The following is a 13,330-nucleotide window of genomic DNA, read 5'->3' as shown; positions in this document are numbered from 1 at the left end:
GGCAACCTCCCGCGCGACTATCGGGCTTCGACCACTGTCGATGGTAGGCCGAATCCCCCCGGCGCCGAGCCGGTTCGGGGGCGGCGCACGCCGGTCGCCGAGCACGGCGCGAGCCGATGAATCGGATCCGTCCTGGACGATCATGGCCTAGACCCTCCGGATCGGGAACGACGCGGGGAACAGCTCGTCGGCGCTGCGGCGCAGGTAGTCCCGTTCCGAGTAGGCCGCCCGCATTCGCTCGAACAGCCGCTGGGCCCGCCGGGTCATGGCGGGCAGATCGATTCCCGGAATCACGCCGTCCCGCATGACGACCCGGCCGGCGATCATCGAGAACCGGGCCGCGCGGGCGGTGCTGTTCATACACAGGGTGCGGATCGGGTCGTCGTGGACGCCGTCGAGCGGGTCGCCGAGCTCGAAGGCGACCAGGTCGGCGGTGGCTCCGGGCTCGATTCGGCCCAGGTCGGCGCGGCCCAGGGCCGCCGCACCGCCCAGCGTCGCGGCCGAGAAGTAGTCGCCGTAGGTGGCGGCGTCCGGGCGGTGCGCCAGGATTTTGGCCACGGTGACGCCGATGTCCATGCCGCGCACCAGATCCGGCGGGAACGAGTCGGTGCCCAGCGCCAGGGCGACGCCCGCCGCCAGGTATCGCCCGAAACTGTCCAGGGCCGAACCGTGCCTGGCCAGGGTGAGGGGACAGTGGATGACGGTCGCCCCGGACGCGGCCAGCGCCGCCACGTCTTCGTCGAGGTCGGAGTCGACGTGCGGGTTCGAATCGACGTAGATCCCGTGCGGTATCAGCAGGTTGGGCCCCAGCAGCCCGGTGTCGCGTAGCACCCGCAGCGGCGGCGCGCCGAACCGCTCGAGCACCAGCGCACGCTCGTGCAACCCCTGCAGCGCGTGCAGTCGCACGAGCACCCCGGATTCGGCGGCCAGGGCCGCGGTCTTGCGCAGGAGATCCTCGCTCAGGGTCTCGATGCGGCACGGCAGCAGCGCCCCGTGCACGAGATCCGATTCCCGATCTGCGGCCCAGCCGAGAAACTTTGCGGCGCCGTCGAATCCGTCGATTCCCAGCGCCTCGTCCCAATAGACGGTCCGAGCGCCGTCGGCGTCCACGACGTTGACCCCGGACCGGTAACTCGGCCCCAGGTACACCCGAATCCCGAGCCGCTCGGCCGCTTCCGCCATGGCGACCGCGTCCTCGAAGGTCTCGGCCCAGTCGCTGTGCACCTCCGAGGCGATGGGCATGGCGGTGGTCACCCCGTGCAGCAGCAGTTGCACGAACCCGTACTCGCGGATGAAGGCGCGCTCCTCGGCGTCGAAGACCGCGCGCCGCCGGTGTGCGGCGTAGTCGCGCGACCACTGCAGTCCCAGACCGAGTTCCGGGGACTGCCAGGAATCGAGAATCGTGTGGTCGATGTCGGTCAGCGCGTCGAGATCGACGAGTCCGGGTACGAGCACGGCCGCGCCGAGGTCGATGATCTCGTCGGCTCCGGCCGCGCCGGGCGGACCCACCGACACGATGCGCGTCCCCTCGACGACCACCTCCGCGTCCCGGAGCAGCACGTGCCCGCCCGCCTCGTGGCCGAGCACGTGCCGTGCGCGAATAGCCCGTCGCACAGTCACTTCAACCCCCATCTGCCCGGAATCTCGAACCCGTCCAGCGCCGTGTCGACCGACACGATCGCGCCCCGGTGGATCACCGTGCGCTCGCGCGGGCGATCCATGACCGCGGCGGTGGGACTGATCGAATCCATGAGCACGAACTCGGCGGGATCGCCCGGCTCGAAACCGGGATGCGCGCCGAGCCCGTCGAGGGCGCGCAGCCCGCGGTCGATGACGCCGGCGCCGCCCCAGGTGGCCACGGCGAGTGCGTGTTCCACCTCCCGGTCGGCGGCGTAGCCCTGGACGAACGCCAATTGCCAGGCGCGGTCGAGCATGTCGCCGTTGCCGTACGGCGACCAGTAGTCCCGTTGCCCGTCCATGCCGACCCCGACCCGCACCCCGGCCGCCGCCAGGTCCAGCAGCGGCAACTCCCAGCCCTTCGAGCCCGCCGCATGGGTGATCGCCACCTCGTTCGCGGCGAGCCGGGCGATCGCGGCGGGCACCGCGGGCAGTCCGCTCGCCAGGCAGCGGGCGTGCGAAATGGTCACCTGCCCCTGCATTCCCAGCGCCTCGACCCGTTCCAGGATGAGCGACAGGGTGAACAAACCGAGTTCACCGGCTTCGTGGAGATGAATATCGACCCCGGCCCGATGCCGTTCGGCGAGCGCGAACACCGCGTCCAGGTGCCGCACCGGATCGCGGTCGATTTCGCACGGGTCGATGCCGCCGATGAGATCCGCCCCCGAGCGCAGCGCGGCGTCCAGCAGATCCACCACACCGGGTTCCAGCAGAATCCCGACCTGCGGGAAGGCCACGATCTGCACGTCGGCGACATCGGCGTACCGCTCCCGCGCCGCCAGCACGCCCTCGAACTTCTCGAGCCCGGAATCGGCGTCGATCTGCGCGTGCGAGCGAATTCGGGTGGCCCCGTTGGCAATCGCCGTCGCCAGGGTGAAGGTGGCGCGCTCGGCGACCGAACGATCGGCCGAACGCCAGTTCTCGCGATCGTTCATGATCCGGCCCCAGCGTCCCGGCTCGCCGGTGGCGGCCCGGAACGGGAGACCGAGACAGCTGGAGTCCAGATGCAGGTGCGCGTCCGAGAGCGCGGGCAGTATCAGTCGCCCGTCGCCCGCGAGCCGATCGTCCAGGGCGTCGGCCGCGCCGAAGGGTTCCATCGCGGAAACCTTGACGACCACGCCGTTCTCGACGAGGACGTCCACCGCGTCCCCGCCCCAGGGCCGCACATTGGCGATGCGCAGGGTGCTCACCGTCAGTCCTTTCCGAAGGTCGCTGCGTCCACGGTGATCATGCCGTCGGCCCGCGGCGTCCAGTTCAGCTCGGGATCGACCGCGTAACTGGTGTCCGGGGTGTACAGCCCGATCAGCAGCGCCTGGGCGTCGTTCATCGCGAAAAGTTCGCTGTAGGCGTCGATTCGGGCCTGACCGCCCACGGTGCGGGTCTTGGCGACGAGCGCCTTGGTGGCCGGCAGCATGGCGTAGTCGTTCTGCTGACCGCCGAACATGGAGGACACGGGTGCGTCGCCGTCCATGGTGGAGGGGGCGTAGGTGTTCAGATACAGTCCGGCGGCGGATTTGGTGCCGTAGATGATCTGAGAGAAGCTGCCCTGGTCGGTGCCGTTGAGCGTGACGGTGATGCCCACTTTCGCGAGGTCGCCCTGAATCGCCTGCGCGATTTCGGAACTGAGCGGAATGCGGCCGTTGTTCGCGTACTGGAAGGAAATCGGCTGACCGGTGTACCCGGATTCGGCGAGCAGCTGTTTGGCTCTGGCCGGATCGTGGACCGCCTGCGGATAGGCCGGGTTGTAGCCGCCGACGTTCTCGGCGACCAGTTGATTGTCGACCTTGGCCTTGCCGGCGAGCACGTTCTGCACCAGGCTGCCGCGATCGATCGCCAGCGCGATCGCCTGGCGCACCTTCGGATTCGCCAGCGGCCCGGCGCTCGAGTTCATGCCCAGGAAGGTGACCCCGTTCGACACCCCGGACTGCACGGAGACATTCGACGCGCCCGACACCGCCGCCACCTGATTCGGCGCGATGAGTGCCACGTCCAGGCTGCCCGACTGCACGCCGTTGAGGCGGGCGTCGGCGTCGCCCACGGTCTTGAAGGTCACCTTGTCCACGGTCGCTGGGGTGCCCCAGTAGTTCGGATTGCGCGTGACCACGTATTCGACGCCGCGCGTGTAATGGTCGAACATGAACGGCCCGGATCCGACCGGCGCCGCCGCGAAGCCGGCGGAACCCAGTGCGGTGTAGACGCTTTCGGGCACGATCGAGACGCCGGTGACGATGGTCGGCCACGCGGAGTAGGCGGCATTGAGGGTGAACTCGACGGTGTTCCCCGGCCCGACGGCGGCCTTCTCGAACATCTCCATGTAGGAGGCCGGGTCACCGGTCGGCGTCGCCTTGATGGTGTTGTAGGTGAAGGCCACGTCCGAGGCTCGCACCGGTTCGCCGTTCTGGAACTTCGCGTCGTCGCGAATGGTGAAGGTCCACCGCGTGAAATCGGCGTTGGCCTCCCACTTCGTGGCCAGCAGCGGGGTGATCCGGCCGGCCGCGTCGAACCGGGCGAGTTGGTCGAAGGTGGCGAAGTAGTAGTTGTAGCCCGCGAGTGAGCCGTCCACGATCGGGTCCGGCACCTTCTCGGGCTCGGCGACTGCGCCGACGACGATGGCATTGGCCGAGTCGCCCTCCAGACCGGCGGGCGAACACCCGCTCAGTACGAAAGTCGCTGCGGTGAGCGCGGTTACGCCCGCTATGACGGTGGATCTGGTGACTCTCATTGATTTCCTTCGGATGGGGGCTTACCGGTGTCAGAGGGGAAAGTGGCAGGCCACCGTGTGCTCGGCGGCCCCGACGGGAGTGAGCGGCGGCGCGGCGTGCGCGCAGTGCGGCCGGGCCAGGGGGCAGCGGGTGCGGAACGAACAGCCGCTCGGCGGATTCGCCGCATCGGGCATCTCACCGCGTACCAGGACCGAGGTCCGTTCGCGCACATGCGGATCGGGCACCGGAGCCGAGGCGATGAGTGCGCGCGTGTAGGGATGCCGGGGCGTGGTGAAGACGTCCTCGGTCGCCCCGATCTCCACCAGCTTGCCCAGGTGCATGACCGCGACCCGGTCGGCCAGATGCCGCACCACCGACAGGTCGTGTGCGATGAAGAGGTAGGACAGGCCCAGCCGCTCCTGCAGGTCCTGGAGCAGATTGATCACCTGCGCCTGGACCGAGGCGTCGAGCGCGGAGACCGGTTCGTCGAGCACCAGCACCTCCGGCTCCAGCGCCAGCGCCCGGGCGATTCCGAGCCGCTGGCGCTGGCCGCCGGAGAACTCGGCCGGGCGGCGGGTCAGCGCGTCCGCGGTGAGGCCGACCTGATCCAGCAGCTCGAGGACCCGCGCCGGGGTGTAACCGCCGGCGATGCGCAGCGGTTCGGCGACGATGTCGTGCGCGGTCATGCGCGGATCGAGGGCCGAATACGGGTCCTGGAACACCAGCTGCACCCGGTTCCGCAGGGCGCGGCGATCTCGCGCCCGCAGCGTCCCCAGGTCCTGCCCCAGAATCCGGATTCGTCCGGCGTCGGGTGTGTTGATGCCGAAGAGCGTGCGTACCAGCGTGGACTTTCCGCCGCCGGATTCGCCTACGAGACCGAAGGTTTCGCCGCGCCGCACCCCGAAGGTGATGCCGTCGAGTGCGCGCAGTGTGCGCTTGGCCCGCAGTCCCCGGCGGCTGGTGAAGGTCACCGCCAGGTCTTCGACCTGGATCACCTCGTCATAGGCGGTGGCGGTCATGCCGGTACGTCCTGTCCGGTCAGGCTCGCCGCGACCGCGGGCGGGCAGGCCAGCGAGCGGTTCGCCCCGAACGGCACGAGGGCCGGGGGCGCCGCGGCGCACGCGTGCTCCTTGCCGGAGAACTCGCAGCGCGGCGCGAAGCCGCAGCCCGCGGGCCGGGCGGTCGGCGGCGGGGGCGATCCGGGAATGGCGTAGGCGCGCGCGCCGGGCTCGGTCGCGTGCTGTCCCAGCAGGCCGCGCTGTAGTCCGCGCGTGTACGGGTGCGCGGCGTCATCGAATATCTGCCGGACCGTGCCGGTTTCGACCACGCGGCCCGCGTACATGATGGCGACGCGATCCGCGTGCTGGGCGACGAGACCCAGATCGTGCGTGATCAGCACCATGGCGGCCCCGCTGCGTTCGCGCGCGGCAGCGAGCACCTCCATCAGCTGGGCCTGGATGGTGACATCGAGCGCGGTGGTCGGTTCGTCGGCGATCAGGACATCCGGATCGTTGGCCATCGCCATGGCGATCATCGCGCGCTGGCGCATCCCGCCGGACCATTCGTGCGGGTACGCCCGGGAGCGCTCCTGCGGCTGGGGAATCCCCACCGCCGCAAGCAGTTCGATCACCTTGCGCCGGCGCGAGCGCGCGTCCATGCGCTGATGGACCGCCAGCGCCCGCTCGATCTGGACGCCGACCCGGCGCACCGGGTTGAGGGAGGTCATCGGGTCCTGGAAGATCATGCCCAGCTCCGACCCGCGCAGCCGCCGCAGGCTCTCGTCATCCGCGCCCACGAGTTCTCGCCCGCGATAGCGCACGCTGCCGGAGAACACCGTCAGCGGCGGCGCGAGCAGGCCCAGCACCGCGAGCATGGTCACGGACTTGCCGGACCCGGATTCGCCTACCAGGCAGAGGACTTCGCCCGGGTCCACACGCAGGCTGACCGAGTCCACCAGGACCACCCGATTCCCGTCCGCGCCGGTATAGCCGACGGTGAGGTCGGTGATCTCGAGTAGCGGCGCGGTCTTCTCGACCGGTGTCGACAACCTCACGCCGCCACCGCCTTCGCGCGCGGGGTCGTCCGCCGGGCTCGCGGTGCGCGCGTGGTGCGGCGCAGTCCCGGCTCCTGTGCGGTGAAACGCTGGCTGATCAGCAGGGTTCCGGCGATCACCAGCAGCAGGGCGACGGCGGGGACGATCGTCAGATACGGCGCCTGCCGCACGTACTTCTGGCCGTCGGTGATCATGAGTCCCCAACTGGGCGTTGGTGGTTGGACCCCGAGACCCAGATAGTCGAAGGACGAGATCATGATCATCACGTTGCCCAGGTCGGCCGTCGCCAGAATTCCGGCGGGCACCAGCGCGTGCGGCAGGATGTGCTTGCGCATCACCCACCCCGGCCGCGCGCCGAGCAGCCGCGGCGCGATGACGAAGTCCCGCGCGGCCAGGCCGAGGGCCACCGATCGACTCACCCGGGCGTATCCCACCCAGAAGGTCACCCCGAGGATCGTGGCCATGAGCAGGACGCTCGGACCGCGAATCGCCGAGAGCGCCATGATGATCAGGCTGATCGGCACCGCGAGCTGCACATCGGCGATGCCCATGAGCAGGTTGTCCAGCGGCCCGCGGAAGTAGCCCGAAACGGTGCCGATGAGAACGCCGATCACCGCGTTCACCAGCACGATCACCACGACCAGGCCGAGGGTGATACGCCCGGCGAGCGCCAGCCTGCTGGCCAGATCACGGCCGAGCGAATCGGTGCCGAGGGGGTAGTGCGCGGTGACGAAGGGTCTTGTGAAGGCGTCCGAAAGCTCTTGGGCGTAGGGGTCGTACCCGGGCGTGAGCGGATACAGCAGCGCGAACAGTACGACCGACAGCAGCATCACGCCGCCGATGCCCGCGGTGATGGTGCGCCCCGAGCGCAGGCGCCCGACTCGGGCGGACGTGGGGATCATCGAACTCTCGCTCTCGGATCGAGGAAGCCGTACAGGATGTCGACGCAGAGGTTGACGACGACGAAGATGGTCGCGATGACGATCAGCCCGGACTGCACCACCGGGAAGTCGCGGCTGAACACCGAACCGAGCATCAGTTGCCCGAGACCCGGCCAGGCAAAGACGGTTTCGACGATCACCAATCCGCCCAGCAGGGTGCCGAAGTTGATGCCGGAGACCGTGAGCACGGGCAGCAGCGCGTTGGGCAGCACTTCGCGGAGAATGACCGTCGAGCGGCGTTCGCCGCGCGCGTAGGCGGTGCGGACGTAGTCCTGCGAGCTCTCGGTGGTCAGCGAATTGTCCAGCAGCCGTGCGTAAACCACGAACTGCGCGGTCGCGATGGTCACCGCCGGCATGACGATCGAAAGCGGATTCGGCCCCGCCAGCGACGGCAGCCAGCCCAGCGACACCGAGAACACCAGCACCAGCAGCAGCCCGAACAGGAAGTCCGGCACCGCGAGCCGGGCCGCGCCCAGGCCGAGCAGCACGCCGCGCAGCGACCAGAATCCGCTCAGGTGCACCGCCAGCACCGCGCAGAAGGCCAGTGCGATGCCGAGCACGAACCCGGCCACGCCCAGTTGCAGCGAGGCGGGCAGCCGTTGCAGGACCAGCGCCATCGAAGAGGTGCCCTCCTGCCGGTAGGAGTCACCGAATCCGCCGGTGAACACCCCGCGCAGGTAGTCCAGGTACTGGGTCAGCGGGGGTTTGTCGAAGCCGAGTTTCGCGTCGAGCGCGGCGATGTCGGCCTGGCTCGCGGTCTCGGGCAGGAGCGACGCGGCCGGGCTGCCCGTGAGCCGTCCGAGCACGAAAGCCAGTGAAACGACGACGTAGACGGTGATCACCGCCTGGATCAGGCGGCGCGTTAGGTAGACGGCCAAGCTCGACTCTCCTCAAATCTGCGATTCGGTATACAGAATTGGTTCGAGCCGTATCCGGACCATGATCCGGGTGTTTCGGAACGGTGAACGATCGCGGGGCGTGAACTATCGAAAGAGTGTTGGCCAAATAACGTTTGGATAGAAACCGCGCCCGCGTGCGCGCGTTAGCGAGTGGTCGGCCACCCTGTCAATACCGTGGATTCGAGCCGAAGAATATATCTTTCGGCATACCGAATGCGATCGACGCTAGGCTGGACCCGTGCACCGTGATCTGAACCCCGTACCGCCGGTCGCCGACGACACGACCCAGACCCGGCGGATCTACGAGGATCTGCGCCGCGGCATCATCACCGGCGCGTACGGCGAGGGGCAGAAATTGCCCGAGGCGCGGCTGGCCGAAAACCTCGGCGCGTCACGGCTTCCGGTGCGCGAGGCGCTGGCCCTGCTGGAATTCGACGGTATGGTCAGCACGCGGCCGCGGCGCAGCGCCGTCGTGCACTCGTGGGACAGGACCGCGGTCGAGGAACTCTTCGACGTCCGGATCGGGCTGGAACCGCTGGCCGCCCGGCTCGCCGCCGCTCGGATCCGGCAGGGGCACGACCGGACACCGCTGCTGGCCGCGCTGCGCGAATCCGAAGCGGCGGGCGCGGCCGGCGACCGGCTGCGCATCGCCGAAACCAATGTCGACCTGCACCGCGCGATCGTGGAGGTGGCGGGCAGCACCCTGCTGACCCAGCTCATGCGGACCATTCTCGCCCGTATGACCTGGCTCTTCTACATCACCGCGCAGCGCACGGACGACGGCGCCCAGTTCGACGAGCACCGGCACCTCATCGAGGCGATCTGCTCCGGCGAGGAGCGCATGGCGGAGTACGCCATGCTCACCCATACCGAAGGAGGTCGCGCGCCCTCGCTGGCTATCGTCACCGCGCTGCGGCACCCCGGGGCGGAATCACCCGGGGCGTAAAGCTTTCCGAGCTAGTCGCGGTAGAGCACGAAGAAGTAGGGATCGCGCATCCCGCGCATGTCCATGACGCCCAGCAGGGTGTCGGCATCGATCTTGCGGAAGATGTCGATGATCGGCAGGTGGTCGTAGATCATCGCCGCACTCGACTTTCCACGGAACTCCAGATCGCGCAGCCGGGCGCGCGGGGTGCGAGTGGCCAGCAACGGGCGCAGGACGTTCAGGGACTTGCGCACCGGGCGCAGCGCGGCGAGCGGGACCTTGCCCGCCAGGAACAGCGGCGCCTTACGCGGATCGACCGGGAAGATCCGGCCGTCCGGCCCCGCGAACAACAGCGGCTGCACGCTATCGGCGTCATCGAATTGCTTACCGTACCAGCCGGATTCGACCAATACCCCGGCCCACGGATGCCCGGTGTCGAGCTCGTCGCCGCGCCAGCGCCCGGTGGTCACCTCCGACACCCGCGCCGCGGGCAGACTGTCGAAGAGCTGCCAAGCCTGCTCGGGCGTACACCCGCCCCGCAACTCCCGCAACCGCGCGGCGCCCTTCGACTCCACTTCACCCGCGACCATACAAGCCTCCCAGCCGAGTCGATGACACAATTTCCCAGACAATATCTCAGTGCCGGAATACGGCATACCCCCTACGCTGACCCGATGCTCACCGCCCTGTCCGCCCACGTCCACGGCTCCAACCGCCTCACCGCCCGCTGGTGCGCCGCGGCGGGCACGGATGACTTCACGGTGTCGGGATGCGCCGTCTGGCCGCTGCTGGCCGTGCTCGCCGCGGCCGCCAACGAGCCCGCACGCTCCGAATTGGCCGGAGCCGTAGGCATTCCCGCCGCGGACGCACACGCGGCCGCGCTGCGCATGCTTCGCGATCTGGATTCCACCGAAACCGTCTCGTCCGCGGTGGGCGCGTGGTTCCGGGGAGATCTTCCGCTGCATCAGGATTGGCTGCACAGCCTGCCCGCGGGCACCGCGGGCCCGCTCCCCGACCAGGCGGCCCTGGACACCTGGGCAAAAGAGCGAACCCACGGCGCCATCGACACGTTCCCGCTGCGGATCGAGCCCACCACCGTCATGCTGCTCGCCACGACGCTGCTCGCCGAGACGACGTGGCAGCAGTCCTTCCGGCCGGACGGCATGCTGGTCACGGACGGTCCCTGGCGCGGTCACAACGGTCCGGCGCTGCGACGCACGAGCACCGACACCTCGGTGGTCGGCGTGCTCGCGGGCACGAACCCGGTCACACGCGTGATCGTCAACGGAACCCGGGACATGGACGTGCACCTGCTGCTGAGCGAAGGCTCGCCCGGCGACGCACTGGCGACCGGAATCGCCGCACTCGAAGGCACGATTCGGATCCTCTCGAACCCGCAGCCCGACCAGGGCCCCGGGCTCGCGGTGTTCGAGAGGCGGAGCTGGTCCCCCGGCGACATGCTGGATATTTGGCTGCCTCCCTTCGAGATTCATGCCACGCACGACCTGATCGACCACACCGGCGTCTTCGGGCTGCGAACCGCGACGAACTGGGACCGCGGCCACTTTCCCGGCATCTCACCGGAGCCCATCCACCTGTCCCGGGCCGCACAGGACGTCCGCGTCCGGTTCGACGCCAGGGGATTCGAAGCGGCCGCCGTCAGCGTTCTGGAGGGAGCGCTCGCGACAGGCCAGCCGGAGGTGCCACCCCACCGCAGCCGCGTCACCACCGCGATCTTCGATCGCCCGTTCGGGTTCCTGGCGGTACATCGCCCGACCGGGCTCGTGGTCGTGGCGGGATGGGTGGCACAGCCCCCGACCACCAGGAAATACCTGGTCAGCAGATTCCTCCGGGCGCTGTACACCCACTACGTGAACCGAGCCGAGCACGAGGATTCGTAGCCATCCCGCAGCGGGGCCGGAAGCGGGGCTGTCGACCACGACGGTGGATCCGGTTCCGCAACGCCCTTGTCGGCCACCGGATTCGAGTGCTTCCGGCGGCCGATCGCGGTCTCCGGCGAGGCGGCACCGCCGTGCACAGCACGCCACGGCGACAACCACCGGCCACTTCACCTGCCGAGCATGATCGCCCACCTCCGACACAGGCGTTTTAGTCCGATAGACAATTAATTGTCGAAATCGATGGCGCTTCTAGTTTTAGTCATCTAGCCTAAAACGTATGACGACGGTTCGGGACACAGCGGAGACGATTCGGGCGGCGCGGCGGCCCGAAGACCTCTTCGGCAGTGCCGCAACCGATTCCGCGGGGCGGCAGGCCGGGCGGCGGCGGTATCACCGGCTGGCGGCGGCCGTGCATCCGGACCGGGCGGGCGCGGGTGAGGCCGCCGTCGCCGGGGACGCGTTCATCCGGCTCGTGCAGCTGTATCGGCAGTGGCTGGCGGTGGCTCCGGCGACGATCGAGCTCGCCGGGAAGTACGGCAGCTACGCGGTCGGGGAACTGCACGCGCGCGGGTCGGTCGCCGATCTGTACCGCAGCGGAACCGATTCGATCGTGAAGATTCCGCGCCGCACGCAGGCCAATCGCCTACTCGCTGGTGAGCGAAATGCCCTGCGGGACATCGCCGCCGTGGCAGCCGAGCACGCGTGGCTGCGGCCGTACTTCCCCGAACTGATCGACACCGTCGACCATCGCGACGCCGCGACCGGTGAGCACCGGGCCATCAACGTACTCGGCGCGCACACCACGGGCTTCGTGACCCTGGAACAGGTTCGCGCCGCCTACCCGAACGGGCTCGACCCGCGCGACTACGCCTGGATGCATCGGCGGCTGCTGCGCTGCCTGGCGGGCGCGGCGCTGGCCGGCTGGGTGCACACCGCCATCAGCCCGGCGAACGTGCTCATCCATCCCCGGCAGCACGGGGTGGTGCTGGCCGGCTGGTCCTTCGCCACCCGGCCCGGCGCACCCGCCGCCGCCACGCTCGGCGCGCTCGACTATCCCCCGGAGATCCGCGACGCGGTCTCCCCCGCCACCGACGTGCACCTCGCGCACGGGCTGCTGCTCACCATGCTCGGTGACCGCGCGCCCGCGCCCATGCGTACCTTCGCCGCCGGGTGCCGCGGGTCCGATCCGCGATTGCGCCCCGACGCCGCCGACCTGCTCGGCGAATTCGACGACCTGCTCGACCGGCTCTACGGACAGCGCCGCTTCCGGCCCTTCGAGCTACCGAAAGGACAGTGATCACCATGGGTTACGGCAGTTGGGACGACAGCGCGTACGACGCGGCCCGCACCTTCCGCGCCGCGCGCGGCATCGACGACTTCGGCTACACCGCCGACATGGCCTCGGTGCCGTGGGACAAGTGGAAGGCGCACCCGGACCTGGATCCCAAGGGGGTGACGGTGCGCGAGTGCCGCGACTCCGACGATCACGGGAACTCGCTGCCCATCGCGGTGCTGTTCGACGTGACCGGCTCGATGGGCCTGGTACCGCGCATCATGCAGGAGAAGCTCGGCAAGCTGCACGGGCTGTTGCAGCGCAAGGGCTATGCCGAGGATCCGCAGATCCTGTTCGGCGGCATCGGCGACGCCGACACCGACCGGGTTCCGTTGCAGGTCGGGCAGTTCGAGTCCGACAACCGCATGGACGAGCAGCTGCGGCTGATCCTGCTCGAGGGCGGTGGCGGCGGGCAGAAGTCCGAAAGCTACGAGCTGGCGGCGTATTTCATCGCCCGGCACACCGCCACCGACGCCTGGGACAAGCGCGGGCAGAAGGGTTACCTGTTCATCGTCGGCGACGAGCTGAACAAGCCGCGCCTGGCGAGCAAGCACATTCGGAAGGTCATCGGGGACAGGGTGAACCAGGACATCTCCGTCGAGTCCGTCTATCGCGAGCTCACCGACCGCTGGCACGTGCACTACATCCTGCCCAATCAGTCCAGCTACTACAACGATCCCGAGATCGGCGAGCACTGGCAGCGGCTGCTCGGTGAGCGCTTCCTGCGACTGGACGATCCGGCGGCCGTGTGCGAGCTCATCGCGCTGACCATCGGCATCGGCGAGGATCGCGTCGATCTCGGTGCGGGACTGGCGGATCTGCGCGACATCGGATCCGGGACCGCGGCGGACGCCGTCGGCAGGGCACTGGCCCCGGTCGGCGCGGCGCGGCGCCCGCGC

General features: G+C 69.2%; 10 protein-coding genes and 1 pseudogene. 4 read left to right on the top strand and 7 right to left on the bottom strand.

The genetic code is table 11. The annotated features are described in order from the left end of the window. Nucleotides 1-147: 147 nt before the first annotated feature. From ABZ319_RS11820 to ABZ319_RS11795, 6 genes and pseudogenes are all read right to left on the bottom strand, one after another. On the bottom strand, nucleotides 148-1,620 hold the full coding sequence (locus tag ABZ319_RS11820; RefSeq protein ID WP_354986347.1) for a chlorohydrolase family protein: 1,473 nt from the start codon (nucleotides 1,618-1,620) through the stop codon (nucleotides 148-150). Beyond that, on the bottom strand, nucleotides 1,617-2,867 hold the full coding sequence (locus ABZ319_RS11815; RefSeq protein ID WP_354986346.1) for an amidohydrolase family protein: 1,251 nt from the start codon (nucleotides 2,865-2,867) through the stop codon (nucleotides 1,617-1,619). The genes ABZ319_RS11820 and ABZ319_RS11815 overlap by 4 nt, the downstream gene beginning before the upstream one ends. Nucleotides 2,868-2,869: 2 nt before the next feature. Further along, entirely contained in the window at nucleotides 2,870-4,399 is a 1,530-nt protein-coding gene (locus ABZ319_RS11810; RefSeq protein WP_354986345.1) for an ABC transporter substrate-binding protein, read from the bottom strand. A gap of 30 nt (nucleotides 4,400-4,429) precedes the next feature. Further along, nucleotides 4,430-6,432, bottom strand: a pseudogene (locus ABZ319_RS11805) (ABC transporter ATP-binding protein). Next, nucleotides 6,429-7,334 carry an ABC transporter permease gene (locus tag ABZ319_RS11800; protein ID WP_354986344.1) on the bottom strand — a complete coding sequence of 302 codons (906 nt, stop codon included), beginning with the start codon at nucleotides 7,332-7,334 and terminating at the stop codon, nucleotides 6,429-6,431. Before ABZ319_RS11800 ends, ABZ319_RS11805 begins: the two are co-directional and overlap by 4 nt. Then, entirely contained in the window at nucleotides 7,331-8,251 is a 921-nt protein-coding gene (locus ABZ319_RS11795; RefSeq protein ID WP_354986343.1) for an ABC transporter permease, read from the bottom strand. Before ABZ319_RS11795 ends, ABZ319_RS11800 begins: the two co-directional genes overlap by 4 nt. Nucleotides 8,252-8,510: 259 nt before the next feature. Here ABZ319_RS11795 and ABZ319_RS11790 point away from each other — a divergent pair, with 259 nt between their 5' ends. Next, nucleotides 8,511-9,218 (top strand): GntR family transcriptional regulator, encoded by a 708-nt coding sequence (locus ABZ319_RS11790; protein WP_354986342.1) that lies wholly within the window; start codon nucleotides 8,511-8,513, stop codon nucleotides 9,216-9,218. Nucleotides 9,219-9,229: 11 nt separating this feature from the next. Here the strand turns inward: ABZ319_RS11790 and ABZ319_RS11785 are convergent, their stop codons facing one another. Beyond that, nucleotides 9,230-9,787: a DUF4334 domain-containing protein gene (locus ABZ319_RS11785; RefSeq protein ID WP_354986341.1), complete on the bottom strand. Its 558-nt coding sequence runs from the start codon at nucleotides 9,785-9,787 to the stop codon at nucleotides 9,230-9,232. An 84-nt stretch (nucleotides 9,788-9,871) separates the two neighbouring features. On the opposite strand from ABZ319_RS11785, the gene ABZ319_RS11780 reads away from it, so the two are divergent. From ABZ319_RS11780 to ABZ319_RS11770, 3 genes are all read left to right on the top strand, one after another. Beyond that, nucleotides 9,872-11,098 carry a serpin family protein gene (locus tag ABZ319_RS11780; protein WP_354986340.1) on the top strand — a complete coding sequence of 409 codons (1,227 nt, stop codon included), beginning with the start codon at nucleotides 9,872-9,874 and terminating at the stop codon, nucleotides 11,096-11,098. A gap of 277 nt (nucleotides 11,099-11,375) precedes the next feature. Continuing rightward, complete coding sequence (locus tag ABZ319_RS11775; protein WP_354986339.1) at nucleotides 11,376-12,395, top strand: hypothetical protein; 1,020 nt, start codon at nucleotides 11,376-11,378, stop codon at nucleotides 12,393-12,395. A 5-nt stretch (nucleotides 12,396-12,400) separates the two neighbouring features. Further along, a partial coding sequence (locus ABZ319_RS11770) for a hypothetical protein (RefSeq protein WP_354986428.1) occupies nucleotides 12,401-13,330 on the top strand: 930 nt, incomplete at its 3' end.

The organism is Nocardia sp. NPDC005978, assembly GCF_040614455.1.
In the GTDB taxonomy this organism is placed as follows: Bacteria; Actinomycetota; Actinomycetes; order Mycobacteriales; family Mycobacteriaceae; genus Nocardia.
This window is presented reverse-complemented; position numbering and strand designations above follow the sequence as displayed.